The 26,393-nt window shown below is 64.2% G+C and carries 20 protein-coding genes; 11 read left to right on the forward strand and 9 right to left on the reverse strand.

From position 1 onward, the window contains the following. The first annotated feature begins 7 nt into the window (after positions 1–7). The 7 genes from trbJ to P1IM2_RS04695 all read left to right on the forward strand — a co-directional run bounded on the left by trbJ (position 8) and on the right by P1IM2_RS04695 (position 5,663). Positions 8–727, forward strand: a complete 720-nt coding sequence (gene trbJ, locus P1IM2_RS04665) for a P-type conjugative transfer protein TrbJ (protein WP_186401569.1) — start codon at positions 8–10, stop codon at positions 725–727. 46 nt (positions 728–773) lie between these two features. Then, entirely contained in the window at positions 774–983 is a 210-nt protein-coding gene (gene trbK-alt, locus P1IM2_RS04670; protein WP_254535930.1) for a putative entry exclusion protein TrbK-alt, read from the forward strand. Next, positions 980–2,212, forward strand: coding sequence for a P-type conjugative transfer protein TrbL (gene trbL, locus P1IM2_RS04675; RefSeq protein WP_186401571.1), 1,233 nt, complete (start codon positions 980–982; stop codon positions 2,210–2,212). The genes trbK-alt and trbL overlap by 4 nt, the downstream gene beginning before the upstream one ends. 6 nt (positions 2,213–2,218) lie before the next feature. Then, positions 2,219–2,902 carry a conjugal transfer protein TrbF gene (trbF, locus tag P1IM2_RS04680; protein ID WP_186401572.1) on the forward strand — a complete coding sequence of 228 codons (684 nt, stop codon included), beginning with the start codon at positions 2,219–2,221 and terminating at the stop codon, positions 2,900–2,902. Then, complete coding sequence (gene trbG / locus P1IM2_RS04685; protein WP_082819877.1) at positions 2,899–3,729, forward strand: P-type conjugative transfer protein TrbG; 831 nt, start codon at positions 2,899–2,901, stop codon at positions 3,727–3,729. Before trbF ends, trbG begins: the two co-directional genes overlap by 4 nt. Continuing rightward, entirely contained in the window at positions 3,726–4,901 is a 1,176-nt protein-coding gene (locus tag P1IM2_RS04690) for a TrbI/VirB10 family protein (RefSeq protein WP_186401573.1), read from the forward strand. The genes trbG and P1IM2_RS04690 overlap by 4 nt, the downstream gene beginning before the upstream one ends. Before the next feature lie 144 nt (positions 4,902–5,045). Then, on the forward strand, positions 5,046–5,663 hold the full coding sequence (locus tag P1IM2_RS04695; RefSeq protein ID WP_186401574.1) for a response regulator transcription factor: 618 nt from the start codon (positions 5,046–5,048) through the stop codon (positions 5,661–5,663). Here the strand turns inward: P1IM2_RS04695 and P1IM2_RS04700 are convergent. Beyond that, on the reverse strand, positions 5,649–7,904 hold the full coding sequence (locus tag P1IM2_RS04700) for a sensor histidine kinase (RefSeq protein ID WP_186401575.1): 2,256 nt from the start codon (positions 7,902–7,904) through the stop codon (positions 5,649–5,651). The two genes, P1IM2_RS04695 and P1IM2_RS04700, sit on opposite strands and share 15 nt — an antisense overlap. Positions 7,905–8,203: 299 nt before the next feature. Here P1IM2_RS04700 and P1IM2_RS04705 point away from each other — a divergent pair, with 299 nt between their 5' ends. Continuing rightward, entirely contained in the window at positions 8,204–13,864 is a 5,661-nt protein-coding gene (locus P1IM2_RS04705; protein WP_186401576.1) for an autotransporter outer membrane beta-barrel domain-containing protein, read from the forward strand. A gap of 1,080 nt (positions 13,865–14,944) precedes the next feature. Here the strand turns inward: P1IM2_RS04705 and P1IM2_RS04710 are convergent. From P1IM2_RS04710 to P1IM2_RS04735, 6 genes are all read right to left on the reverse strand, one after another. Continuing rightward, positions 14,945–15,358: a hypothetical protein gene (locus P1IM2_RS04710; protein WP_062901525.1), complete on the reverse strand. Its 414-nt coding sequence runs from the start codon at positions 15,356–15,358 to the stop codon at positions 14,945–14,947. A gap of 138 nt (positions 15,359–15,496) precedes the next feature. Beyond that, complete coding sequence (locus P1IM2_RS18855; protein WP_062901526.1) at positions 15,497–16,405, reverse strand: hypothetical protein; 909 nt, start codon at positions 16,403–16,405, stop codon at positions 15,497–15,499. 9 nt (positions 16,406–16,414) lie between these two features. Further along, positions 16,415–19,069 (reverse strand): fimbria/pilus outer membrane usher protein, encoded by a 2,655-nt coding sequence (locus P1IM2_RS04720; RefSeq protein WP_260833908.1) that lies wholly within the window; start codon positions 19,067–19,069, stop codon positions 16,415–16,417. Positions 19,070–19,071: 2 nt separating this feature from the next. Then, positions 19,072–19,875 carry a molecular chaperone gene (locus P1IM2_RS04725; protein ID WP_186401577.1) on the reverse strand — a complete coding sequence of 268 codons (804 nt, stop codon included), beginning with the start codon at positions 19,873–19,875 and terminating at the stop codon, positions 19,072–19,074. A 99-nt stretch (positions 19,876–19,974) separates the two neighbouring features. Beyond that, positions 19,975–20,817: a hypothetical protein gene (locus P1IM2_RS04730; RefSeq protein WP_186401578.1), complete on the reverse strand. Its 843-nt coding sequence runs from the start codon at positions 20,815–20,817 to the stop codon at positions 19,975–19,977. A gap of 145 nt (positions 20,818–20,962) precedes the next feature. After that, entirely contained in the window at positions 20,963–21,490 is a 528-nt protein-coding gene (locus P1IM2_RS04735; protein WP_186401579.1) for a hypothetical protein, read from the reverse strand. A gap of 638 nt (positions 21,491–22,128) precedes the next feature. Between P1IM2_RS04735 and P1IM2_RS04740 the strand changes: the two genes are divergently transcribed. Beyond that, positions 22,129–22,833 carry a helix-turn-helix domain-containing protein gene (locus P1IM2_RS04740; protein WP_186401580.1) on the forward strand — a complete coding sequence of 235 codons (705 nt, stop codon included), beginning with the start codon at positions 22,129–22,131 and terminating at the stop codon, positions 22,831–22,833. 22 nt (positions 22,834–22,855) lie between these two features. On the opposite strand, the gene P1IM2_RS04745 is transcribed toward P1IM2_RS04740, so the two are convergent. Together P1IM2_RS04745 and P1IM2_RS04750 are read right to left on the reverse strand one after the other, a co-directional pair. After that, positions 22,856–23,032 (reverse strand): hypothetical protein, encoded by a 177-nt coding sequence (locus P1IM2_RS04745; RefSeq protein WP_186401581.1) that lies wholly within the window; start codon positions 23,030–23,032, stop codon positions 22,856–22,858. Between the two features lie 79 nt (positions 23,033–23,111). Then, entirely contained in the window at positions 23,112–23,726 is a 615-nt protein-coding gene (locus P1IM2_RS04750; RefSeq protein ID WP_062901532.1) for a TetR/AcrR family transcriptional regulator, read from the reverse strand. 89 nt (positions 23,727–23,815) lie between these two features. Between P1IM2_RS04750 and P1IM2_RS04755 the strand changes: the two genes are divergently transcribed. Next, positions 23,816–25,246: an efflux transporter outer membrane subunit gene (locus tag P1IM2_RS04755; protein ID WP_062901533.1), complete on the forward strand. Its 1,431-nt coding sequence runs from the start codon at positions 23,816–23,818 to the stop codon at positions 25,244–25,246. Further along, positions 25,243–26,385, forward strand: coding sequence for an efflux RND transporter periplasmic adaptor subunit (locus P1IM2_RS04760; RefSeq protein ID WP_062901534.1), 1,143 nt, complete (start codon positions 25,243–25,245; stop codon positions 26,383–26,385). Before P1IM2_RS04755 ends, P1IM2_RS04760 begins: the two co-directional genes overlap by 4 nt. Positions 26,386–26,393: the final 8 nt, after the last annotated feature.

Raw genomic sequence — 26,393 nt, forward strand, 5'->3', positions numbered from 1 at the left:
AGATCTGATGACGATGTCTATCTATCGCAGCGCGGCATTTGCGGGCCTGCTCGCGATTGTCATCTTGCCAGCGGGGTCGGTCATTGCGCCGGCGAGCGCGCAGATCGGCGGGATCGTTCATGACCCGCGCAATTATGCCCAGAATATCCTGATCGCAGCCCGCACGCTCGAGCAGATCAACAACCAGATCAAGCAGCTCCAGAACCAGGCAACCTCGCTCGTCAACGAGGCGCGCAATCTTCAAAGCCTGCCGACATCGACGCTGCGGGAGCTGCAGGACCAGGTCGATCGCACCCGCGCGCTACTCGGCGAAGCTGAGCGCATCGCCTTCGATGTCGGCGATATCCAGAACGCTTTCGGCGCGCGCTACAAGGGCTCGGCGCTTTCAGGACCGCAGGCGGCGATGGTCGCCAATGCGGAGGCTCGCTGGGCCGACAGCGTCGCCGCCTTCCAGGATGCGATGAAAGTGCAGGCGGGCGTCGTCACCAATATGGGCGCCGCGCGCCAGTCGATCGGGACCCTGGTCACCGCGAGCCAGACGGCGACCGGTGCGCTCCAGGCGGCGCAAGCGGGCAACCAGCTGCTCGCGCTCCAGTCGCAGCAGCTCGGCGATCTCACCGCCGCAATCGCGGCACAGGGGCGCGCCGAAATGCTGGATGCCGCGCGCGCTGCGGCCGCGGAGGCCGAAGGCCGCGAACGCTTCCGCCGCTTTCGCAAGGGCCATTGAGATGGGCCGGGCGGGCAGGCTCATCGCCGGAGCAATCGCCGGCGGCATGGCGCTGGGGCTCGCACTTCTGGCTGCGCTCGGTCCACCCGCGCCCCCAGCGTCCGTTCCCCCGCAGATCTTCGCAGCGGACGCACGGCCGGGTCTTGGCGTGACGCTGCGCCGCTGCCGCACCGTCACGGTCGCCGACGACGCATGCGAGGCAGCATGGGAAGCCAAGCGGCGCCACTTCTTCGGCCAGGAAAGGCGTGCGCGATGAACGATACCGGGGTCATCGACCAGTTTCTGTCGGTCTTTTCCACTTACATCGACAGCGGCTTCGGCCTGCTGGGCGGCGAGGTCGGCTTCCTCTCCTCGACACTGATCGTCATCGATGTGACGATCGCCGCGCTCTTCTGGGCGTGGGGCGCCGACGAGGATGTCCTCCAGCGCCTCGTCAAGAAGACGCTCTACATCGGCGTCTTCGCCTTCATCATCGGCAACTTCCAGAGCCTGGCGACGATCATGCTCGAAAGCTTTGCAGGCCTTGGTCTCGAGGCGAGCGGCGGGGCGATGGCGATCGGCGACTTCATGCGCCCCGGCGTCGTCGCTGCCACGGGGCTCGACGCGGCCCAGCCCTTGCTCGACGCAACCGCCGATCTTCTGGGACCGGTCGGGGTCTTCACCAATTTCGTCCAGATCATGATCCTGCTCGTCGCCTGGGTGATCGTCGTTCTCGCTTTCTTCATTCTCGCGGTTCAGGTCTTCGTCACCATATTGGAATTCAAGCTCGTCACCCTCGCGGGCTTCGTGCTCATCCCCTTCGCTTTCTTCGGGCGCACCGCCTTCATGGCCGAGCGGGTGCTCGGACATATCATTTCCTCGGGGATCAAGGTGCTCGTGCTTGCGGTGATCACCGGCATCGGGACGACGCTATTCGATCGTTTCCTCAACGCAGGCATCGGGCCCGAGCCCGACATCGAGCAGGCGATGGCGCTCGCGCTCGGGGCGCTGACGCTCCTCGGGCTCGGCATTTTCGGCCCCGGCATTGCCAATGGCATCGTCGCAGGCGGACCGCAGCTCGGCGCCGGCGCAGCGGCAGCGACCACCGTCGGGGCGGGCGCGACCCTTGCCGCGGGTGCTGCCGGCGCGACGCTGGCGGGCGGCGCAGCCGCAGCGGCGGCGCGGAGTGCGGCTGCTGCGGGCGCTCGAGGTGCCGGAAGCGCCTCGGCCGCCTATGCGGCGGGAACGGAAGGAAAGCGCGGGGCGAGGGCAATCGGGTCCGGCCTTGCCAATGTTGCCGGCACCGCCGCGAGCCGCGCCAGCTCGCCGCGACCCGGCACGTCGGACAAGACCCGCGCGAGCAGCGCCGACGCACCGCCTGCATGGGCCGCCGCCATGCGCCGCCGCCAGATGGTGGCGCAGGGCGCCGCCCTCGCGGCGCACAGTCTGAAGGGCGGGGACAGCCACGGCGGCGGCGGGGTCCCAGACATCAGCGAAAAGGACTGATCGATCATGTTCAAGAGACCGCATAATCATTACGGCCGCGCCCCCGAGCCGGTCACCCCCTACCAGCGCGCGGCGCAGGTCTGGGACGAGAGGATCGGCTCGGCGCGCGTCCAGGCGAAAAATTGGCGGCTGGCCTTCTTTGGCTGTCTCGCCTTGTCGGGCGGCCTTGCCGCAGGACTTGTCTGGCAGTCGGCGCGCGGGACGGTCACCCCCTGGGTGGTCGAGGTGGACAAGTTTGGCGAAGCGAGGGCGATTGCCCCAGCCGACGCCGACTGGACGCCGGCGGACCCGCAGATCGCCTTTCACCTCGCGCGCTTCATCGAGCATGTGCGCAGCATTCCCGCCGATCCGGTGGTTCTGCGCAAACACTGGCTTTCCGCTTATGATTTCACGAGTGCGACCGGGGCGCAGGCACTCAATGATTACGCCCGCAACAATGATCCGTTCGCCGAGGTCGGCAAGCTCCAGGTCTCGGTCGATGTCTCGAGCGTGATCCGCGCGTCGAAGAACAGCTTCCGCATCGCCTGGTCCGAACGCCGCTATCAGGACGGCAGCCTCGTCGAGACCTCGCGATGGTCAGCGATCCTGACCGTGACCCTGACGCCCCCGCGCACGCCAGAGGCGCTGCGCCGCAACCCCGTCGGAGTCTTCGTGTCCGCTATTTCATGGTCCAAGGAGCTTGATCAATGATCAGAATTTCCGCCATTTCGCTGGCTCTCGCGCTGGCGATCCCGACCGCTTGGGCGAGCGAGCCCGCCGACCCCCGGCAGCAGGTCGGGCGCGCCAACGCGAACGCGCGCGTGGAGCCCGACCGGCAGGCTTTCCGAAACGCGATCCAGCAATATGCATGGACCGATGGCGCGCTCTACCAGGTCTATGCCGCGCCGGGGCAGATCACCGATATCGTGCTGCAGGAAGGCGAGCAGCTGGTCGGACCCGGGCCGGTCGCCGCGGGCGATACGGTGCGCTGGATCATCGGCGACACGGTGAGCGGCACCGGCGCGAGGCGCCGCGTTCATTTGCTCGTAAAGCCGGTGCGCTCCGACATCACGACCAACATGATCATCAACACCGACCGGCGGACCTACCATGTCGAGCTGCGCGCGACGCCGTCCGCCTATATGGCGTCGGTCTCATGGACCTATCCCGCCGACGAACTGCTGGCGGTGAAGCGCGCCGAAGCGGAGGCGGCTCGGTCTGCGCCGGTTGCTGCCGGCATCGCGCTGCCGTCGCTCAGCTTCGCCTATAAATTGTCGGGTGATCGCGTGCCGTGGCGCCCGGTACGCGTCTTCGATGACGGCCGGCAGACATTCGTCGAGTTCGGCGAGAGCATTGCGGCGGGTGACATGCCGCCGCTCTTCATCCTGGACGAAAAGGATCAGGCGGAGCTCGTCAACTACCGGGTCGAAGGCCGCTATATCGTCGTCGATCGCCTGTTCGAGCGCGCCGAGCTGCGGCTCGGCGCTGGGCGGGCCGCTAAATCCGTTCGCATCAAGCGCGGACGGAGCGCGTCATGACCGGCAGCCAGCGGCAGATCCCGGCGGCGGACTTGCCAGATCCAGACCCCGCTGCCGCCGAACCCTTTCGGCTTGCCGCCGACCCGCCGCGCGTCATGCGCCTGTCGCGAAAGGCGCTGGTGATCGCGGGCGGCGCGGCGGGCGCCGCGATCGGCGGCGCGCTTCTCTACGCGCTTAGGCCGACCGCACATGAGACGCCGGAAAATCTTTACGATGCGGCGGCCAGCAGCCGCTCCGAGACCGTAACCGGGGCGCCGAAAGATTATACTGTCATGCCGAAGCTCGGGCCTCATCTGTCCGGCGATCTCGGGCGGTCGATCATATCGGCGCAGCGCGATGGAAAGTCGCTACCCGAGCCGGCGACAGGACCGGTAGAGCCGCCTCCCGATGCAGGTCAGCAGGCGCTTCAGCGGACACAGCAAGAACGAGAGACGGCGCGGTCAAGTCGTCTTTTCGGCGCTGCGACGGGGACTTCGGCTCCCGTGCCTGGATCGACGGGGCTCGCGGAACCGGATGTTTCATCAATTGCGCCCGCGGGAAGAACCGGGTTCCTTGCGCCGCGCGCGGAACATGCCGAAAGTGCTGAGCGGATCCGCACCCCGGCTTCGCCTTATATATTGCAGGCGGGCAGCGTCATTCCGGCCGCATTGATCACCGGCATCCATTCGGATCTGCCGGGTCAGATCACCGCGCAGGTTACCCAGAACATCTTCGATAGCCCGACGGGACGCCATCTGCTCATCCCGCAGGGGGCGAGGCTAATCGGCACCTATGACAGCGAGGTCGCGCCCGGCCAGAGCCGGGTCCTTCTCGCATGGGATCGGCTGATCCTTCCGGGCGGGCGCTCGATCATGCTCGATCGCCAGCCGGGCGCCGACGCGGCCGGGATGTCGGGGCTCGCCGATCGAACCGACCATCATTGGGGCAGGATGCTGCGAGCGGCCTTCGTTTCGACCTTGCTGGGGGCTGGTGCCGAACTTGGATCGGGCCGAGATGATGAACTGGTCCGGGCGGTCCGCGAGGGCGCACAGGACAGCTTCGGCCAGACCGGGCGCAGGCTCGTCGAGCGCGAGCTCGCAATCGCGCCGACCATCCGGATACGGCCGGGCTTTGGCTTCCGCGTGATCGTGACCCGCGATCTTATGTTCGAGCCAATGGAGGAGGGTCGATGAGGCGGCTGCGGCTCGGCTCCGTCGCCGCGGAAAGGCCGTTGAGGCTTTCGGATCTGCAGTCGGCCCGATCCAAAATTAATTTGAGTGTGAAAAATCGCCTGTTTCGGGCATCGACGATGCGATCGAGGCTTCGGAACGGGCGGGATGGCTGGCGAACAAAAGATTCTGATCGTTGACGATCACCAGATCACGCAGGCCGGCTTGCGGATGCTATTTCAGGCCTATCCCGAATATATCGTCGTGGGTGCCCTCGATCGCGGCGCTACGGTGGCGGCCTTCGTCCAGTCGCAGCCAGTCGATCTGGTCATCCTGGACCTCAACATACCCGATGTGAAAGGCATCAACATCCTTGCTGAGATCGTTGGTTCGCGCGACATGACGGTGATCATCCTGACGGGCGAAAATGCTTATGGCGAGGTAGAATATGCGCTGAAACTCGGCGCTCGAGCCGTGGTGAGCAAAGCGGATCCGGCCGAAGAAGTCATCGCTGCTTGCGAGGCGGCGCTCGCAGGCGAGCTCTATATTTCTCCGCACATGCGGGACGCGCTCGGTCGCTATCGCCAGCCCCCCGTCACCCTTTCTTCACGGCAAATGGCGATTCTTCATTACCTGGCCCAGGGCGAGAGCAACAAGGAAATTGCCTACCGACTGTCAATCGCGCAGCCGACTGTCTCTTTTCACATCGCCGAACTCCGGCGCAAGCTCGAGGTGGCCAACAACCGCAAGATCGTCGAACGCGCGCAGGAGCTAAACATTCTCTGATCTCGCTGCAAAAACGGGGTGGCCAAGCAACTCGCGGCAAATTGGCTTGATGATCATCAAGCCGACCTGATTTCTCAGCCGGCTGCGCGTGACCGTTGTGTCGTCATAGCTCAAGGCGATTATCTGCCGCTTCGCGACGGTCGCGGCGGCCAGCCCGGTTTCGAACGCTGCGCGCTGGTCAAAGTCGAGAAGTTGCCAGTCTGGAAGGCCTGCCTGGATCGTCTCTGCGTCGCACGGCGTCACCTCCGGCCAAGCGCAGGGCAGAAGAATTCGGATAAGGGTTCCGCTCGAATCCGAAGACAGGATTTCCAGCGAACCCGACAGACGTTCGATGAGCCGCTTGGCGGACCGAAATCCCGAGCCGGTGCCGCCCACATCTGCATGCCCGCGCAGCCGCCCCGTGTCGTCGCCGTTCAGCGCGTGCAAGATCGCCGGGGACATGCCCCGGCCGCTGTCGCGGATATGGATTGCCGCGCCGCTCGCTTCCGTACCGATAGTCAGGCTGGCGCCACCGCGCTCGGTATAATGATAGCAATTGCTGAGCAGGTTTGCCAGCGCGCGCATCAGCAGAGGCTTGTCGGACACCAGGGTCACCTCTCCTTCGACTTGAACGGTCAGTGTCAGCTTTTTGCCCGCAAAGGGGGTGCGGAACATCATGGCCAGCGGCTCGACGAGCGCCTGCGCCCGAAAGCTTGACAGCGCGAGGAAGTCGGTGTCGTCCCCGACGATATTGGCACCCGAGATCGTCGTCGAGACGATCTCGTTCAGATAGTCGGCAGAGCTTTGCAGCATGGCCGTCAATTCGCCATGCGCACTCGCGCCATCGCCGCGCTTCAGCACGCCGATCGCGCTGTTGAGCGCGAGGATTACCTGGCGGCTGTCATGCCCCGAGGCGTGCAAAAGAGCGTTCTGGCTGTTGACCGTCTCAAGCGCGAAGGCTTTTTCCTTGGCCAGTCGCGCCGCTTGCTCGCTAATCGCCACGCGTTCTTCCATCGAGCGAGCATAGTTGGAGTCAGCCTCTAGCTTGTCGCCTTGAATCTTCTTGAGATTGAGCCCGAGAGCAAGTGTTACCATCAGCGATTCGAAGAGCCCCACGGGCCCCGAAAGATGCCAGTTGATCGGTAGCCACGAGAAAATCCCCATCGAAGCCACGGCGGCATAGATGATGAAAGCGGCGAGGCTGCCCCAGCCGACAAACAGCGGCCAGAGCTGACGCCCCAGTTGCTTCATGGCGGCGAAGCCGATGAAGGGCAGGAACAACGCCACCGCGACCGCGACAAACCAGCCGCCGATGTGGAGAGCACTGCGCAGGCCCGGTGGATAGAGCCAAAGCCCGGGCTGGAGCAGCATGATCGCAAGCGCCGCGCCGATCAGGGTGCGAAGCACAAGATCGCGCTTCGGAAAGCGCTGCCGGGTGCCGACGAAGCTGCGGCCGAACTGAGCCATGGCGGCAGCGAAGCCGCATTTGAAGATCTCCTCAATGGCGACCCCAAGGAGCGGGTTGTCGGCGAGGAAGAAGATGGTGAAATAGCCCTCCGAATGGACGGTGTTGAGGGCGAAAAAGGCCTGCGCGATCGCGAGCCAGATGAATTCGCGGTGACCGGTGATCGAGAAGAAGAGAAAATTGAGCAGGATCAGCACGACAACCGCTATCACGACGCCCGACACCATTGCGATATTTTCGCGTCTCGCCTTGAAGAAGCTGCCGTAGGTTTCGATCCTCAGCGGCATGTAAGTCGAGTTTTCGGACAGAAAGTCGATGACGAGGATTTTCTCCTGGCCCGGATCGAGCACCAATTCGCTGCTGAACGCCTGATAGGTTCGCAAGTTGCGGCTCGCTGAAGCGGCGTCGGCACCATCGACAGTCAGATCGAAGCGTCCGTCCTGAACCTCGTAGAGCCGAAAATATTTGAGCGAACCGCGCCCGGTCGTGAATATCCATGCCGCACTCTTGTCCCCGGCATTACGCACGCGAAGAAGGGCCGTAGTCTTGGTTCCCGGCGGGCCGAAATGGGTCGCCTGTCCGCGGATCGGCACGAGCGGCGAGCCGAGCAGACGGTCAAGGCCGATTGCCGCCGGATCGCCGAGATTCCTGGCATAGCGGACATATGGGGTGAGCGATGGCGCGTCCTTTTCCGCCTGCAAATCGAGAAGCGGGAGCTCGGCTGCGCGCGCTTCGGTAAACCCGAAAGCGGCAAGCAGCGCGAGCAGGTGGAGGATGGCGCGAAATCGGTGTGGCATGATTGACGTTCGTCGCCATCTGTTAAGTCAAAGTCAAATTTCATTGAAATCAATGTGGTGGCGTGTCGCCGCGGTTTTCCGCGCCTGGCAAGACGAACGTCCCTCACGAAACCGGCGACCCTAAAAAACATTGGGTAGACGCTCGCTCCCGCGGTCCCCTAGCTGGCCTCGTAAAGGTCGAAGGCGAGGCGTCATTCGGCCATGCGGGGCGCATGAACATGGTGGAGGGTTATACACGGTGACGCTGCGCGTCCGCCGGCACCCCTTCGCGCACTATGGTGAACCAAGGGGAATTCCAGATGGTATCGAATAATTCAAAATCGCGCCTGCTCGCGACGAGCGCGATCGCCGGACTTTCGATCCTGCAACTGGGCGCTGCCGCCCATGCGCAGGAACAGACCCCCGCTTTCGGCGTACATGTGGACCAACCCGGGACGGTCGAGATCAATGTCGGCGAGGACGAGGAAATCGTTGGTAACGACATCGGTATCTACGCGGATAATGGCACAGTCATCGTCGACAATGCCGGGACGATCCGCGGCAACGGCTTTTCGCCTGCGGGGCTGGACAGCCGGCCAGCCGGTGGCATCGTCATCGCGCAGCCGGGATCGGTCATTACCAACAGCGGTGAAATCAGCGGCGCCGCAAACGGCATTGCCACTTCCTATTTCTTCAGCGAAGACGCAAACGACGACGCATTGCCGCCCGAAGCGCGCGCCGCCGACACAATCGTCGTCAACACCGGCCTGATCAGCGGCGAAGCTGGCGCGGGCGTCTCGCTCGTCGGCGGCGGCAGCGTCACCAACGATGGCACCATCCGCGGCGCCAATGGCGCGCCGGGCAGCGGGATCAACGGCATCGGCGTCGCGATCGCCGAATTTCCCGACCGGATCGCCGAGGGGGTTGCGGGCGTCGGATCGATCGTCAACAACAGCGACGGCGTGATCGAGGGGCAGACGTTCGGGGTGGTCCTGTCGGGCGGCGGAACGATCGAAAACAGCGGCATCATCCGCACCACGGGGCAGTTTAATCCGGCCATTCCGGGTGCCCAGACGCCGATCGCCATCGTGATGGGAGCGACGCCGGCCCAGGAAGGCCGCAGCGCGACGTTGACCAACACGGGTCTGGTGCAGGGTTTCCTTGGCATCGTCGCGACGGGGTCGCTCGAAACCGTCACGATCGAAAACAGCGGCACCATCAACGGACAGGTACTGGGTATTCTGGGCTCATCGGCCGGGGCGCTTGTCATCGACAATACCGAGGACGGCCAGATTCTGGCCGGGGGCAATGCGGTTACGGCCGGACCCAGTACGCTGACCCTCACCAACGCCGGGCTGATCCAGAGCCAGAGCCAGATCGGCGTCAACATCCAGAGCGCCGATGCCGTCATCAACAACAGCGGCACGATCAGCGGCAAGACCTTTGGAATTACGACGAACGCGCTTCAGACCGCGCCGGGCGTGTCGGTGCATGATGCCGTCAATACCGCGGTAACCAACAGCGGGCTTATCCGCGGCGAGACCGACGATGGTGTCCGCCTGATCGGTGGCGGCAGCGTCACCAACAGCGGCACGATCGAAGGCGTCGCCAGCACGCCCTCGACGCTCGCCGACGGCGTGTCGATGTTCAGTTTTGCCGGGCAGGATCTGTCGGGGGTCACGGCCATCGGTACGATCGCGAATAGCGAGGACGGCACGATCCGGGGCGATCGCTTCGGCGCGATCATTTCGGGCGGGGGCGTCGTCGAGAATGAAGGGCTGATCAACGGCAATACGGGCGGCCTCTTTATTCAGACCAATACCGTGGAGGAAACGGGCAAAACCGCGTCGGTGACGAACAGCGGGACGATTTCGGGTGGCAATGCCATCACCTTCGGCGGCAACCTCGAATCGTCCGAACTCGTTAACAGCGGCAGTCTCGTGGGGACGACGGGTTATGCTGTCGCCAACGGCTCGTACGGCCGCCTCTCGATAATCAATTCCGAAGACGGAATGATCGAGGGTGCAACGATCGGCGTCCACGACGACGAAGGAGGCATTGATCTGGTCAACGCGGGTACGATCCGCGGCAATGGCAATTACGACGGCTTCGACGCGTCGCCCCATGCCGGCGTCACCCTCGCGGGGGCTCCATCGACGATCGACAACAGCGGCACCATCTCGGGCGCCGGCGCCGGTATCACCACGGCCTATTATTTCAACCCCGAAACCGGACAGCTTGAGGGTCGCGCGACCGATACCGAGATCGTCAACAGCGGCACGATCGCAGGCGAGAGCAACGACGGCGTCCGCCTGATCGGCGGCGGCAGCGTGACCAATTCGGGCACGATCAGCGGCGCCGGCCGCGTCGACGCCGACGGCGTCTCGATGTATGGCTATGCCGACCAGGCGAACGAGGATTATGCGGCTAGCGTGACCAATCAGGACGGCGGCTCGATCGCCGGGCAGCGCTTCGGCATCATCCTGTCGGGCGGCGGTTCGGTCGATAACGCGGGCGAGATCGTCGGCGTCGTCGGCGGCATGTTCATCCAGGGGACCGCACTCAATAGCGCGCCGGGCGAGGATCGCAGCGGGCTGACGGCCAGCGTCGTCAACAGCGGGCTGATCCACGGCACGGGAGACCTGGGCGGCAGCGGCGGCGACGGCTATGGCGTGGGCTTTGGCAGCGACATGTCGAGCGCCACGCTCGAAAACAGCGGCACGATCCTCAGCGACTTCGGTGCCGCGGTTTCGCAAGGATCGCGTGCCGACGCCATCGTTACCAATCTGGAAGGCGGAACGATCGAGGGCGCGACGTCGGGCATCTATTCCAATGCGACCGGGACGCTCGCGGTGGACAATGCCGGGACGATCCGCGGCAACGGCAGCTACGACGGCTTCGCCGCCGCGCCCGACGCCGGGATCACGATCACGACCGCAGCGTCGAGCGTGAAGAACAGCGGCACCATCTCGGGCGCGGGCGCAGGGATCACCACCGCCTATCAATTCGATGACGATATTGGCGATCTGGTCGGCATCGCGATCGGAACCACGGTCGAGAACAGCGGCACGATCAGCGGAGAATCGAACGATGGCGTCCGTCTGATCGGCGGCGGCACCGTAACCAACAGCGGCACCATTACCGGTGCGGGGGCTTCCTTTGCCGATGGCGTGTCGATGTACGCCTATGACGGACAGGATGGCGAGAGCTTTGCGGCCAATGTCGTCAACAGCGCGAGCGGAACGATCGGTGGCGACCGGTTCGGTATCATCCTGTCGGGCGGCGGCACCGTCGACAATGCGGGCACGATCACCGGCACCACCGGCGGCGTCCTCATTCAGAGCGACCTTGCCGATACGCCCGGCCTGCTCGGCAATTTCATCAACAGCGGGACGATCACCAGCACCGATGGCGCGGCGATCATTGCCCATGTCCAGTCGAACGTCACCAATGCGGGCACGCTGAGCGGCGGAAATGGCGTCGCAATCCAGCTCGATGCGTATGACGATGTGGTGACGCTGAAGACCGGGAGCGCCGTCGATGGCCTGATCGATGCCGGGGCGGGCGAAGACAATCTGGTGCTCGATGGCGACATCCTTGAACTGACCGAGGCGCAGCAACTGACTGCGGTATCGGGTTTTGAAGCGCTGACGGTCGCTGCGGGCTATTGGTCGACCAGCGGCATGGTCGGCGAATTCGGCAACGTCGTGATCGATGAAGGCGCTGCGTTGCAGGTCAATGAAGTGGTTGGCGAAGACGGCGCGGAATCGCCCATCCTTACCCCGGCGGTGACGACCAACGGCTTGCTCGTGCTCAACTTCGGCGACGATGAGACCGTCTCGAACCTTGACGAACTGACGATCAGCGGCAGCGGCAAGCTGCAGTTGATCGGCGATGCGGTCTTTACCGTCGATACCGATACGGTGGCGCACACCGGCGGGACGATCGTGTCGAACGGCGGCCTTGTCCTCACCGGCCTGCTTCAGGGCGATGTGAAGACCGAGGGCGACGGCTTTTTCGAACTCGGCGCGGGCGGCACCGAAGGCAGCTTCGCCGGCGACATCGTCAACGACGGGCGTTTCGTTTTCAACCGTTCGGACGACTACGACTTCCTCGGCGCCTTTTCGGGTAGCGGCACGCTCGACAAGCTGGGTGATGGCACGCTGACCTTCATGGGTGACTATGGCTTCCAGGGCGTGACCAACATCTTCGGAGGCGCGGTGCGGATCGGCGGGACGATCGACCCCGGTACCGACTTCAATCTGGGTGAAGGCGGGTCGCTCGACATCACCGGAAAGGACCAGACGATCGGCGGCCTTGCTGGCGAGAGCGGCGCCCAAGTCGAGCTTGGCGACAATCAACTGACCGTCGATCAGGACGACAACAGCGAATTTGCCGGCACCATTTCGGGAAGCGGCGGCTTCGTCAAATCGGGCGACGGCACGCTCAACCTGTCGGGCGACAGCGATTATACCGGCCCGACGACCGTCGATGGCGGCAAGCTTGCCGTCAACGGATCGATCGTCTCCGACGTCACCGTCAATGCGGGCGGCGCGCTGGGCGGCAACGGCAGCGTCGGCACGACGACGATCAATGGCGACGGCAAGTTGACGCCGGGCAATTCGATCGGGCGCCTTACCGTCAACGGCGATCTCAATTTCGCAGCCGGTTCGGTCTATGAGGTGGAGGTCAATGCCGCGGGTGCGGGTGACCGCGTCGATGCGACGGGCCTCGTCACCATCGACAGCGATGCGAGCGTGGCCGTGCTTGCAGAGGACGGCGACTATAACGGCCGCACCGACTATGTGATCCTGACGGGTGCGGGCGGGATCGACGGCACCTTCGGTTCGGTGACCAGCGACCTGGCCTTCCTCGATCCGCTGCTGCGTTACGGCGCCAATTCGGTGACGCTGTCGCTCTATCGAAACGACGTCGATTTCGCCGACGTGGCGATCGGCTTCAACCAGGCCAGCGTTGCCGCGGCGGTCCAGTCGCGCGGCATCGACGATCCGCTGTTCGAAGCGGTGGTCAACCAGAATGCCGCCGGCGCGCAGGCCGCCTTTGGTGATCTCTCAGGTGAAATTCTTGCCAGCACGCTCAGCGGGCTGACCGACGATAGCCGGCACCTGCGCAATGCGTTGTACAGCATGTCGGGTCCGGCCGAGGCCGGCCTCTTCCTCTGGGGTTCGGCCTTCGGCGGCTGGGGCGATTTCGATGCCAAGGGTGGACGCTTTGGCATGGATACCGACCACAAGGGCTTCGTTACCGGCTTCGGCTATGGCGGCAACGGCTTCGCGGCGGCAATCTCAGCAGGGATCGGCGACAGCGATTTCCGTCTCGGCGGCCGCAACGACCATGCACAGGCGGACAGCAAATATCTGGCCGCGCATGTCAGCTATGGCACGGGTGAGGGCGCTCGCGCCGCCGCCGGCCTTGCCTATGGTTGGCACGATATCGACACCAGTCGTTCGATCAGCGTCGCGACGCTGGCGCAGACGCTGACGTCGAAGCGCGATGCGGACACGATGCAGATCTTCGGCGAACTTGGTTATGACGTGCGGACGGGCAACCTTGCACTGACGCCCTTCTTCCGTCTCGCCCATGTCCGCACCAAGAGCGACGCCTTTGCCGAAGCCGGCGGCAATGCCGCGCTTTCGATCGCGGCGGCGAAGCAGGAAACGACCTTCGTCAGCCTGGGCGGCCGCGCACGGTTCAACATCGGTGAGGGCTTCCAGCCCTATGTGTCGGCCGCGTGGAACCGGGCTTCGGGCGACCGCGGTGCGCCGGTGGCCGCGGCCTTCACCACCGGGGGCGGCAGCTTCGCCCTGATCGGCACGCCGATCCCGAAGAATTCGGCCGAGATCGAAGCGGGCTTCGATTACAGCGCGGGCAATTTCCGGATCGGCGCCGCCTATAGCGGCACGCTGGCCGGCGATCGCAACACCCATGGCGCACGCGTGACCGCGCGGATCGCCTTCTGATCATTCTACCCCGATCAAAGGCAACATGCAGCTGGGGCCGGAGCAGGGTCAAAATGCTCCGGCCCCGATTGACAATAGACGATATTCGAAGCTCGTCGCGACCCCGAGCGGAGAATGGGTTCACGGCAGTGATTGTCGGGAATCCGAAAGGGCTCGCCCTCGGGCGAGCCCTTTCTTTGTTGAAAGGAGCTGGGTCTGGTGCCGCCTAGCGCGAAACAGCATGTCGCCGGCGAGCCGTTACGCTGGACAAATCCTACCGGCGGATCCGGTCGCCATGACGGCGAAGCGGTTTCTGTGCAGCGCTCAAAGCCGCCTGGCCGCAAATCGCCAACTCGAGCCGAATAGCAGCGGGACGGCAACGCTCCCGATTTCGGTCGTTCAGCTGCTCCATCAATGATGCCAGAACCCGCCGTTGGCTCGCTAGAACCGGGCAATATGATGACTGGAACCAGCTTGGCCATTGGTGGTCGAAACCTGCGCTAAAGGCCCGGTTTCACGCTGGCATTGCCATAACCTCATGCCTTCAGGCAAAAATATCGTGTCGCCAGGGAACCGGGCGGCGGACATCGGGGTATTCCCGGCGAGCTTCAAAACGATAAGGGTTTGAGTGCTTTCCACCGGGCCGCGCTCTCGCGCGGTCCGGACTATCTTCGGCAATTCTTGCGTTAAAGTTGGCGTCGTCCGACGTCCGCATCGACCGGCGCGAGCGGTTTTATATTCGCATCGCAGAAGGCTCCGAGATCGTCGGTGCGGCGGCTTGTGATGGTCATTCCCTGATCGACCCGGCGTAGGCGATATCCGTCCGAACAGAGGTAGCTTGTCCTGCATTTGGCTTTGCGAGACCCGCTTTTCACGAGCGGCCGCCCGGATACCGAAAGGCAGTGGTCGGCCGCCGGGATTGGTGGCTCGAATAGGACCGCGACTGTCTTATCTGGAGCGGGTTCGATTACTGCCTCGATGCCGGCGAAGGCGTCGACGATCGCCTTCGCATGCGCCAAAGCCGATCGGTGAGGCTCGACGACAAAAGAAAAGGGGCCGGTTTGCACCGGCCCCCTTCGTATTTCCGTATCGCCGCCGCGATCAACTCGGGATGATCTGGAGGTCCAGATGGTCCGAATCGAAGCCGTTCTCGCCCGGAACCGCGGCGATCGGCCGTTCGCGGATTCGCGGGCCGGTTGCGCGGCTCAGCACTGCCTGGCCTGAACCGTTGAGCAGGATTTCGTCGCTGCCGGCGATGATGCGCGTCCCGACGAGAGTGCCCGGTGCATAGCTGACGATCAGCTCATAGCCCGTGGGCGCGTTGCAATATTCGCGGAACGAGCCGAGCGACACCGCGTCGCCCTCGATCGCGCCGAAGCCGGTCAGTTGATGATTGACGGTGCAATTGACCGCCACCGTCGCAAACAGGTTAAAGCCGTACGAGGCGGCCAGCGCCGTCGTCGGTACTGCCACGAGCGCGGCGCCCGCGAGAGCAATCGAAAGTTTCCGTTTCATTCGCCACCCTTTCCGCCCGAATTGGCCGAAGTGTTGGATGGTGATTAGCCGCTCACATCTAATATTCAGTTAAGTGCCCACGCGAACAGGCGCCGGAAACTGGCGCTTTCTGCGCATGAAGATCGGAAATTTAAGTGCTTAGCGCGCGGTGACGGAGATCGAGATCACGTCGCTGTAGGTCCCGGCACGGCGATCGCTGACATCGCCAATGATGAACTGGATCGGCAGCGAATCGCGGCGGTAGCCATTGCCGGTCGGCCCCGACAGGCGGCTGGTGCCGGCCAGATTCACCGCGGTTCCGCCCACCGCGATTGTATAGGGCACCGTCCAGTCGCTGGCGCCGAGGCGCAGCTTGCCCGAATTGGCCGATGTCACCTGCAGATCATATTGACCGGTGCTGCTGACGCGCAGCTGCAGCGGCACGGGCGCGACCCCGGTACGCAGATCGCCGAGGTCGACGACGGCGTGGCCGTCGCTCATCGAATAGGCGCCCGACAGGCCCATGCGCGCCGACGGCAGCACCTCGAGGCCGAGAACGACCTGCGTCCCGCCGAGCGACCGGAAGCTGCGGTCCTGCGCCTCGATGCTGACGTCCTGGGTGAAGGTGCCCGAATCGCGGACGTCTTCGGGATTGGCGACGAGCTTGTAGAGAAGCGTCTTCGATTCATTGGGGGCCAGCACCAGCTCGCGCTGCGAAGGCGTGCGCAGCGAGCGGCCGGCGCGCGGCGTCACATCCTGCGAATCGGTGAGGTTGACGAGCGCATAGCCGATGCGCTTGCCCGTCCCCTTCGACAGGCCGAACGGCGGCTGCGACAGGTCGAACAGCGGCGCAAAGCGGCATTCGGACCCGCCGTCATTGATATAGGTGACGCTGAACGTCCCTTCGGGCAGCGAGCCGCCATAGGGATCGTAGCCGGAGATCATCCAGCTCGTCGGCGCGGCGTTCATCCGCACCATGCAATCGGTCGGACGCGCCGAATTGGCCGACTGGGCAAAGGCGGGAGCGGCCATCAGCGTGGCGGCGAGCAAAAGCGATGCGCGAAGCATGGAAGCCTCCTATTTGAACGAGCCCGACTTCACGGTACCGAGATTGACGAGACCGGTCGTATCGGCCGGAACGGTAAATTCGAATGCCTTGTCGACCGTGCCGTTGGGACCATAGGTTTCGACAAGATAGCGGCGGCCGGGCAGCAGGTTCGATACCGCAAAGCGCCCGACCGAGTTGGTGAAGAAAGGCGTCGGCTGCGGATTGTCGCCTTCCTTGACGTCGAGCAGCGTGACGCGCCCACCGATCAGCGACACGGGCTTTTCGACCGTGAGCATCAGCGTGCCCATTGCGCTTGCAAAAGCGTCGGTGCCGACACGCGCGGCATAGCCGCTCTTGTACGGCGGGTGGACGCGGAACACGCCGGGCCCGGTGTCATACCCCGGTGGCGGATCCTGCACATCATACTGCACCGATTGTGTGGAATATGAGCCGAGGAAATTATGCACCGCCGCACCGAGCGGACCGCTGCGCGCGATATAGTTGTTCTGCGCGAGCGACTGGCCGACGACTACATCGCGCTTGCCGAGATTCTCATGCGCCTTGAGCAGCATGAAGCTGTCGTTGATGCGACGACCCAGCCCGACCATACCGCCAGTATAGGCGATCGTTGTGCCGACGCGCAGTGTCGTGGCGTTGATGTCGGCGATGCTCGATAAGCCGGGACCGAAAGTTGCGTGGCTGAGCGTGGCGTCGAAGCGGTTGGCCGAGTAGCTGACGTAACCGACCGCCTGCGCAGAATTGTCTTGACGAGTGAGGACACCGCCAAAGCCGACGCTGTTTAGCTGGTTAAGCCCGCTCTGGTTGTAGGACAACTCCGCGAGATTATTGCGGCTTTGATACCGCGCCTCTGCACGTCGGCGATAATCTGGTTGGAAAACTAGCCCGACCAGAACGCTAAATCCCGTTGCGCTAGAGGATGTTTGGAACTTGGTATATTCAACGCCAGCGCGAAAAGTCCATTCCGGGTTGAACCGATAATAGCCGTTCGTGGCAATTCGGTAACTGTCTCCGCGGGTGCCTCGTCCCTTGATATAGGAAGCGGTTGAGCTGGTCAGGAATTTTTGGCTGAATTGATGCGTGTATTGCGCTGAAGCAGTGACCGACGCCGAGTTGATCCCCTCAATATTACTTACGGTGGAGAAATCCGGGGACGTGTAGTCCACCCGCAAGGTCAAGCTATCAGACAAGCCGCCCCGATCGAAATAATGTTCGTAGCTCGCTCCACCAGTAAAGCCCACGCCGGCTACCTTCGAGTGGCTTCCAGCGGCATCGAGCAATATACGTCCGCCGTTGCCGAGGACGAATTGGGTTTGGCCCGTCAGCGTCTGAACGTCTTTGCTCACTTGGAGACCGACACCGACCGCTGGGGCATTAAAAAACGCCTTGCGATAGAAACCCGAAAAAACGACCGGGCCCTTGTAATCGGGCGCGTAGCCGAACCTTTTGCTCATTGGCCCGAGATAGGCGCCATATTCATAGTCGCCTGGATCCAGATCAATCGGATCCAGATATTGCTGATACGAAAGATTTTGGACCGCACCGCTGTTGTCGGTGACCTGAATTTCGATGTCGTTGCTTCCCGCAACAAGCGGCAAGGAACTGAAGTCGTAACGTCCAGGTTGAAGTCGCAGCTCGCGATAAAGCGAGCCGTTGCGCAGGAAACGCACGGTCGATTCACGCTGAAGAATCAGTTGCCGATCAGCTTGCAGGATCGCGGAGCGAAAAGTGTTGAAGCGCCGCTTCTGACGTAGAACGCCAATGCCGCCCATCTGCGTATAAGCTTGTTGGCCGCGAATTTCGACATCGAGATCGCCAATGAACCAGCGCCGATACTGTTCGGGTTGATCATAGACAAGACGCGCATAATTACGCTGAAACTTGTAGCTTTCGCCATTCAGCGTAAACTGTTGGCCCAGTTGGGCGTCGCCTTCGAACACGACCGGCCCGACGCGCACCGCCCCGTCGAAATTTATCGTTGGGGGATCGGCGTGTTTGCTGCCTTCCCAAATATAGGTCTGGATGAGGCTGAGATTCAGAAAGGCCGAAAAGCTTTCCGGCTGCAAGGTGATATCATCGAGATCGTCTTTGGGGGGAGCAAACAGGTCCACTGTCGAGCGCTGGTCAGCCCCAACCTGCACAACGACGACCGCCAATGTGCTGGGATCGTAGGTGAGGCCAACCCCGGTACCGCTGAGATCTTCCGGGCCAAATTGCGTCTTGCCTGCCAAATGCTCGGTCAATTGAGCATGTGCCTCATCATTAAGGATCGGCTTCAGCAATTTGAGAAATGTCGACGTTTCCAGCAGAAACCGGTCGTCCGCAGTCAGCCGCATCGGAATGTCGCCGAGGCTGCGATTGAGGAAGGTCAGCGGCACCGTCATGTCGATGTCGCGGTCGTAGGGATTGATGTCGGGCCGTCCGTATGGCCCCATCGGCACCTGCGGCAGGCCGAGATCGGGCTCGGTCGGCGTCGGGGCTGGCGTCGGTGTCGGCGCGCCGGGCAGCGGGATGCTGGTCGGCGGCGTGCTCGGTGCTGGAGTGGGCGCGGGCGCCGGCGCTGGCTGGGCCGTTCCCGGCCGCTGGGGCAGGGGAATCGAAACTTGCGCGGCGGCGGAGCTGGCCCAAAGGGCCGCCGAAGCGACCGAGCAAAGCGCCGCACGCATCCTCATTTTGCGAAAGTCAGCTTGATCGGGCCGGGGCCGAAGCCGGGGACCGGCAGGTTGAAGGTGCGCTCGCCCTGCGCCGGAACATAGCCGGTGCCGACAACGCGTGCCAATTCTTCGGGTGACACATCGACGCGCAGGAACTTGCCGTCCCGGTCGGTGCCTTCGAGGTGCCAGCCGAAATTCGACATCATAGCGTGCCGGCGGCCGTCGTTGCGTAGCACCACCTCGACCCCGTCCTGAAGCGGCGGCTGTTCGGTCGCACCGGGCGGCGCGGGCGGCTGATAATTGACCTGGCGCACCGATGCAGCCTTGACGTCGGGCTTGGCGCCCGGCGGTGCAACGACGACGAGCGCGCGCATATTATAGAGTACCTGTACCTGCGCCGAGGCGGCGTCCTTGCTGCCGGGTTCGAAAGCGACGGGAAGCTGTTCGACCGAAACATAATAGGCTTGCGACGTTGCAAGCTGGGGGTCGCCCACCCATTGCAGACGGATCACCTGGCGCCCGCCAGGCGGCAACGCGCCCTGCGGCGGGAAGATCAGAAACTGATCGTCGGCCGGGGTTTCGGTGATCTTGCCGTCCTTGTCGATTTCCATGCGAAAGACGCGCGTCTGGAAAGCGAGCTTGCCGGCATTGATATTCTGGACTTCGATGCGGGCCACAGCATTGGTGCCCTGCGTCTCCATTTCGACGACCATCGGCGAAACGCGCATCGCATAAGCCGTGGGGACAAGAATGAACAGCGCGGCAATCGCCGCCAGCAGCGCCTTCGACTGACGCTTCAGCACGGACATGATAGCCATGATTCCCCTTCCCCCCTGAATTTCACAGAATAATTGCATTCATTCATGAAGAAAGGGGAAAGATTGCTCTTCCCCCTTTCCCTGATTTTACGCTGAGGCTTAGAGCGCCTGGAGCGTCAGCGTGGTCGTCCCGGTGTAGTTGCCAGCGACCAGGCCCTTGCTCGTGACGGCAGGAGCGGTGAAATTGATCGTCATCGCCGAACGCCACGCGCCCTGTTCGATGGTACCTTCACCGTCTGCGTCGGTCGAGGTGACGACAAGGCTCTGCGGCGAGCCGTTCGCGACGACGTCCTTGGCAACACCGGTCCAAGCCGCAGTCACGGCGTAGGGGATGTTGTTCTGGAACTGCAGGTTGTCGTAGCCGCTGCTGTCCTGGTTCACCAGGCCAAGCGGGTTATTCTTGGCGATCTTCACTTCATTGTTGAAGTTGCAGCCAGCCGTCAGCGTTTCGATGTTGGCGACAGCCGGGCCGACCATTTCGAAAGCGTTGTTGACGTTTTCGTTGTTGCCGGTGCGGACACCGATCACGCCGAAGTCGATTTGCGTCGCGCTGCCGTTGTTGCCGGCATAGAACGAGCAGTCCTTGTTCACCGAACCCGACAGGCTGAATTCGACGTTGACGGTCGGGGTCGCGGTTTCGCTATCGCTCGGCGCATCGGCGACGGCGGTGTAACGCGTGCCCACCTGGAGGGCGATACCAGCTTCGCCAAGGGCTTGGCCGACGTTGACGTTCACGGGCGGCAGAAACGGGAACGGGTTAATGTTAACCGGCTGGGGATTGGTGATCGTATAATTGACCGGAGCCGAAAAATTGATCGGGCCGACATTGACGTTGACCGTGCCTGTACCCGCGTAGTGACGCTGGTTGGTCTGCGCAGCGGCCGGCGAAGCAACGCCGACAAGCGCGATGGCGGCAATAGCGCCGGTAAGAATCTTCTTCATAACCTTCTTCCCTCATTTTTGAACCGCGCCCCCGTCGCGGGGAGACGGCTGTTCATATGCACCGGCTGGTCGGAGAGCCGAGGGGATCGGTGCCACCCCCAGGGCCTGATCCGTCCGCGAAGTCGCCCCTCGCGAAGGAATCTCGTCAGGTCGGAGAAACGGTGATCGTGATCGTCTCCGAATAATCGCCTGCCAGCAGCATCCCGGCCTCGCCCGTGGGCTGACCCAGTTCGACCGCCAGCGTCATGCCGTCGGTGGCGATCCCGCCGTTGCTGGAAATCACGCCGCCGGCCTGAAGCTGGGCGCTGCTGAAACTTTTGCTGATCGTCTGCGACGACGGAAAACGCACCGGCATCTGCACCGCCACATTATACGGCAGTTTGCCGCCATAGGGGCCTTGGCCGTTCGGCATGGTGGTGTGGGTCAGCGCGCCGTTGGCGCCTTTGATCGTCATCGTGAAGGGGACATTGCAGTCAAAGGCGACGCGCGTCTGAGCGCCCAACCCGCGACGTTCGAGGTTGCCGAAATTCATGTCGGCAATGTTCCCCATGGCGCAGTGCTGGCGAATCGACCCGCTGACCGCGATGTCGATCGACCGGGCGTTCTCGATTTCGCCCGCGAAGGCGGGCGAAGCGAATGCAAACGCAGCAAGCGCGATAAGCAGCGGACGCATGGCTCTCCCCTCAAAAAAACCTAGAACGGCTTTCGACCGGCTCATTGGCGGTCTCGGGCACGGGATGCCCGGGGAAGTCGCGACCCGACTAACCCCCCTTTCCGTTAAGAGGGATTTAATACGATGGTTCAGTTAGATGTGAACCCTCAAAATGGCATCTTGGCAAGATTCGACATTGCCGATGCCATTGGAAGGATTGAGAATTACCGGATTTGCGGGGATTTCGAGGGTTAATCCGAAAATCGGCTCTGCGGATCACCTTTGCGGCCGTCCTGATATGAAACAGCGGCGGTTAACTTCTTAACAAAAAAGTGAACGACATTTGACGCCGTATCGGTGCTCTTCTGCGCCGCGGCGGGGCAAGCGTGCGGTGAGTCGCGGCAACAAAGCGCGGCTTTCGGCCGTTTCTGTCGGTCGCCATTCCGGTTTGCGGGGTGCAAGAACAGAAAGTCGCCATGTCCAGCCTGCCCCGGCGTGCATCCGCGCCCCGAAGTCCCGCGGGACCGTCCGCCGGCCCCTTCGCCCGCGTCCCCGGCTCGCCCCAGTTGCCGCACGAATCGGATGAGACGAGCGTGCGCATTAACCCCTCGCTTACCCTGCGCTGCGACAAGCAGCCGCCTATGGTCATTCACGGAACGATGGTTGAGCCCCCCGCGGGCGAAGGGCAGCAACGGGCGGATCGCCTGCGTCTCAATCTTGCGGTGGCGGGCGCGGTGGCGCCCGGTCAGGGCACCGAGGTTATCGTCCACAATCTGTCGGTCAGCGGCGTGCTGATCGAAACCGCCGCCGATCTTACGATGGGACAGGATATAACGATCGCCTTGCCCGAGGCCGGCGACGTCGTCGCCGCGGTCGTTTGGCAGAGCGAGCGGCTCTATGGCTGCCGCTTTCGCCAGCCGCTGCCGCGCGCGGCGCTCAGCGCGGCGCGGCTGCGCAATCCGCTCCCCTCCGATTTCGATCCCGCCGACCGGGCTGAAGCCGACGCCGCTGCCGATGCTGAGGAGACGCTCGGCGCGCGGCTGCGGCGGCTGCGGCAGGCGCGCGGGCTGAGCCTCGCGGGGCTCGCCCAGGCGGCCGGTCTCAGCAAGCCGAGTATCTGGGCGTGGGAAAATGGCACCACCGCCCCGCGCCGCACGAGCCTGCTCGCGCTGGCGCGTGCGCTCGATGTTCCCGAGCAGCAGCTGAGCGGTGTCGCCGCGATGGTCGGCCTGCGCGCCTCGGCGCGTGCCGAGGCGGATGCCGAGAGCGACATGCTGAAAATGGAAATTGCCGCGGCACGCCGCCGCATCGCGCTCGCCGCGGGTGTCGATGCCGACAGCGTGCGGATCATGATCGAACTGTAACGCTGCCGCGGGCGGCTCAGGCTTACGCATCGGGTGCCCCGCCCTCTTCCTCGCGGCGCAACCGGCGCGCCAGCCGCTCGTTGCGGATCGCCGCCTCGCGCAGCCGCCGCGCCAGAAACGGGTCGTCGCTCGCGTCGGCCTTAAGCCGCGCGACCCGGGCGAGTTGCTCGTAATAAATGGCGTCGCGAATCGGTTCCACGCCGCCTCGTTAGCATGATCGCCGCCCGCGCCAGCAGCGACCGCCCTCGTAACTGTCGCCTTTTGGGACAGGGATCGATCTAGGCTGCCGTGTCGGGGCGCCAGCCGCGATAGAAGGTTTCGACCGCGGCCTCGACGTCGGCCTGCAGCCGCTCGACATCGTCGGGGTCGGTCATGCCTAGGATCGCGAACTGATAGAGTCCCGACTGGCAGAGGCCCGAAAAATGCTGGACGGCGCGCATCGGATCGCCGGGGCGCAGTTCGCCGCGCGCCATCTTCGCCGCCACCCAGTCGGCGGCGCGCGCCTTGCCCCTGCGCGGCCCGCGATCATAGAATGTCTTAGACAGGTGCGGAAAACGCTCGGCCTCGCCGACGACCAGGCGAAACAGCGACAGTAGGGGCGTCGCGGTCAATTTGGTCATCAGCACATTGCCGAACCGGCGCAGCACGTCGGGCACCGGCTCGTCGAGCGGCAGGTCGATGGCCAGCGCGTCGCCATAGCGTTCGACAATATCGTCGACCACGGCTTCGAACAAATCCTCCTTCGACGGAAAATAGGTCCACAGCGTGGTTTTCGAGCCGCCGACCTTGCTGGCGATTGAGGACATGGTGGTGCCGGCATAGCCATTGGCAAAGAAGAGTTCGCGCGCGGCATCGACGAACGCCTTGCGGCGCGCGGTCGCGGCGTCATCCATCACAACCGTACTGTCTGGTATCATTTCCGTTGACAAGCCATCCTCCGAAGTCCAATGGCGCATGATACCAGCTAGTATCGTTGGAAGCCATGCCCCGATCATTTTTCCTCTCCACCGTGGTTTTCGGCCTGTTGGCGGGCTGTGCGAGCGTCCCCGATCTTGGGCAGAAGCCCGCGCCGGTCGCCGCCGCGGCGCTCGATTCGCAGGCGACACTTGCCGATCAGGCGGGCGCCTGGCCGGTCGAGGGGTGGTGGCAGCGCTTCGGCGACCCGCAGCTCGATGCGCTGATCGATGAAGGACTGGCGGGATCGCCCGACATTGCGGCGGCGGCAGCGCGGGTCCGCGCCGCCGAGGCGCTGGCGCAGCAGGCGGGGGCGGCGTTGCTCCCGCGCGCCGGCATCCAGGGCAGCGCAGGAGGCGTCCAGCAGAGCAAGAATATGGGAATCCCGCCGGCTTTCGTGCCCGACGGTATTCAGGATACCGGCAGCATTGCCGCGACCTTCGGCTTCGATCTCGACCTCTGGGGCAAGAACCGCGCGGCGCTGGCGGCGGCCACGTCCGAAGCCGAAGCGGCGCGCGTCGATGCTGCGCAGGCGCGGCTGATGCTGACGACCGGGATTGCCACCGCCTACGCTGATCTGGCGGGCTATTATGCCGATCTCGACGTCGCGCAGGACGCGATCCGTATCCGCGGCGCGAGCGCCGACCTGTCGGTGAAGCGCACCGCCGCCGGGCTCGACAATCAGGCGACGCAGCGGCAGGCCGAAAGCCGCGCCGCCTCTGCGCGCGGCGATGTCGCCGCGATCGAGGAGGCGATCGCGCTCACCCGCAACCGCCTTGCCGCCCTGCTCGGCGCCGGACCCGATCGCGGCCGGAGCATCGCGCGTCCGGCGCTCGCCGCGCCGTCGCTCGCACTGCCGCCGCAGGCGGGGATCGACCTGGTCGGCCGCCGGCCCGACATCGTCGCGGCCCGGCTGCGGGCCGAGGCGGCGGCGAAGCGCATCGACGTCGCGCGTGCCGCCTTTTATCCGAACATCAACCTGTCGGCGCTCGTCGGGCTCCAGTCGCTCGGGCTGTCAAACCTGTTCAAGACCGGGTCCGAATATGGCAATGGCGGCGCCGCGATCAGCCTGCCGATCTTCGAGGGCGGGCGGCTGCAGGGCCAGTATCGCGGGGCGCGGGCCGATTATGACGGCGCCGTCGCCAACTACGACCGCACGCTCGTCGCCGCGCTGCGCGATGTCGCCGACATCGTCGCCAGCCGTGACGCCATAGCGCGCCAACTTGCCGACCGGCGCGACGCGCTGAAGGCCGCGGCCGACGCCGCCAACCTTGCCGGGATGCGCTACCGTGCCGGCCTTTCCAACCAGCTTGCGCAGCTCACCGCGGAGGACAGCCAGGTCGCGCTCGCGCGCGCGGTCGCCGACCTCGAAGCGCGCCGGCTTTCGCTCGACATTGCCCTGATCCGTGCCCTGGGCGGCGGATTTACGGCCGCATCGCCAACAGGAGACAAGCAATGACCGATACTCCCGCGGTCGACAGCGAAACCCCCGCCGCCGCCGAGGGGCGCCCGGCGACGCGCCGCAAGGCGCTGCGCATCCTTGCGCTCGTCGTGGTGACGATCGCGGCGCTGTGGGGCATCTGGTATTTCCTGACGCAGGCCGGGCGCGTGTCGACCGACAACGCCTATGTCGGCGCCGATTCGGCCGCGGTTACCGCGCTCGTCTCCGGCCCGGTCAAAGAGGTGCGCGTCAGCGGTACCCAGGCGGTGAAGAAGGGCGATATCCTCGTCATCCTCGACGATGCCGATCAGCGCATCGCGCTTGCCGATGCCGAAGCCGCGCTGCGGCAGGCGCGCCAGCGCTATGGCCAGGCGAGCGCCAATGCCGATGCCGCGCGAGCGCGCGTTTCGGCGCGCGGCGCCGATATCGCGCAGGCCCGCGCGCGGCTGCGCGACGCCGATGCGGCGGTGGCGAAAGCGCGTGCCGAACTCGCGCGCCGCGAAGGCCTTGCCGGAACGGGTGCGGTGTCGGGCGAAGAATTGACCGCGGCGCGCACCGCCTTTGCATCCGCCAGCGCGACGCGTGATCTTGCTGCGGCGGCGATCGCTTCGGCCGAAGCGACGCGCGGTTCGGCGAGCGGCGATCTTGGTGCCGCCGAAGCGGTGGTGCGCGGCACGACGATCGAGACCGCCCCCGATGTTGCCGCGGCGCAGGCGCGGCTCGAGAAGGCGCAACTCGATCTTGAGCGCACGATCATCCGCGCGCCCGTCGCCGGCATCGTCACCAATCGTCAGGTCCAGGTCGGCCAGCGGATCGCGGCTGGCGCACCGATCATGGTGATCGTTCCGATCGCCACCGCCTATGTCGACGCCAATTACAAGGAAAGCCAGTTCCGCAAGATCCGCATCGGCCAGCCGGTCGAGCTCACCTCTGACTATTATGGCGGCGATGTCGTCTATCACGGCAAGGTGATCGGGATTGCGGGCGGCACGGGCGCCGCCTTTTCGCTGATCCCCGCCCAGAATGCGACGGGCAATTGGGTGAAGGTTGTGCAGCGCCTGCCGGTGCGCATCGCGCTCGATCCCAAAGAATTGCAGGCCCATCCGCTTCGCGTCGGCCTGTCGATGGAAGCGACGATCGACACGCGCGGAAAGTGAGCTGAACG

Origin of the sequence: Sphingopyxis sp. P1IMeth2, from assembly GCF_900185685.1 — a bacterium.
Taxonomy (GTDB): Bacteria; Pseudomonadota; Alphaproteobacteria; order Sphingomonadales; family Sphingomonadaceae; genus Sphingopyxis; species Sphingopyxis terrae_A.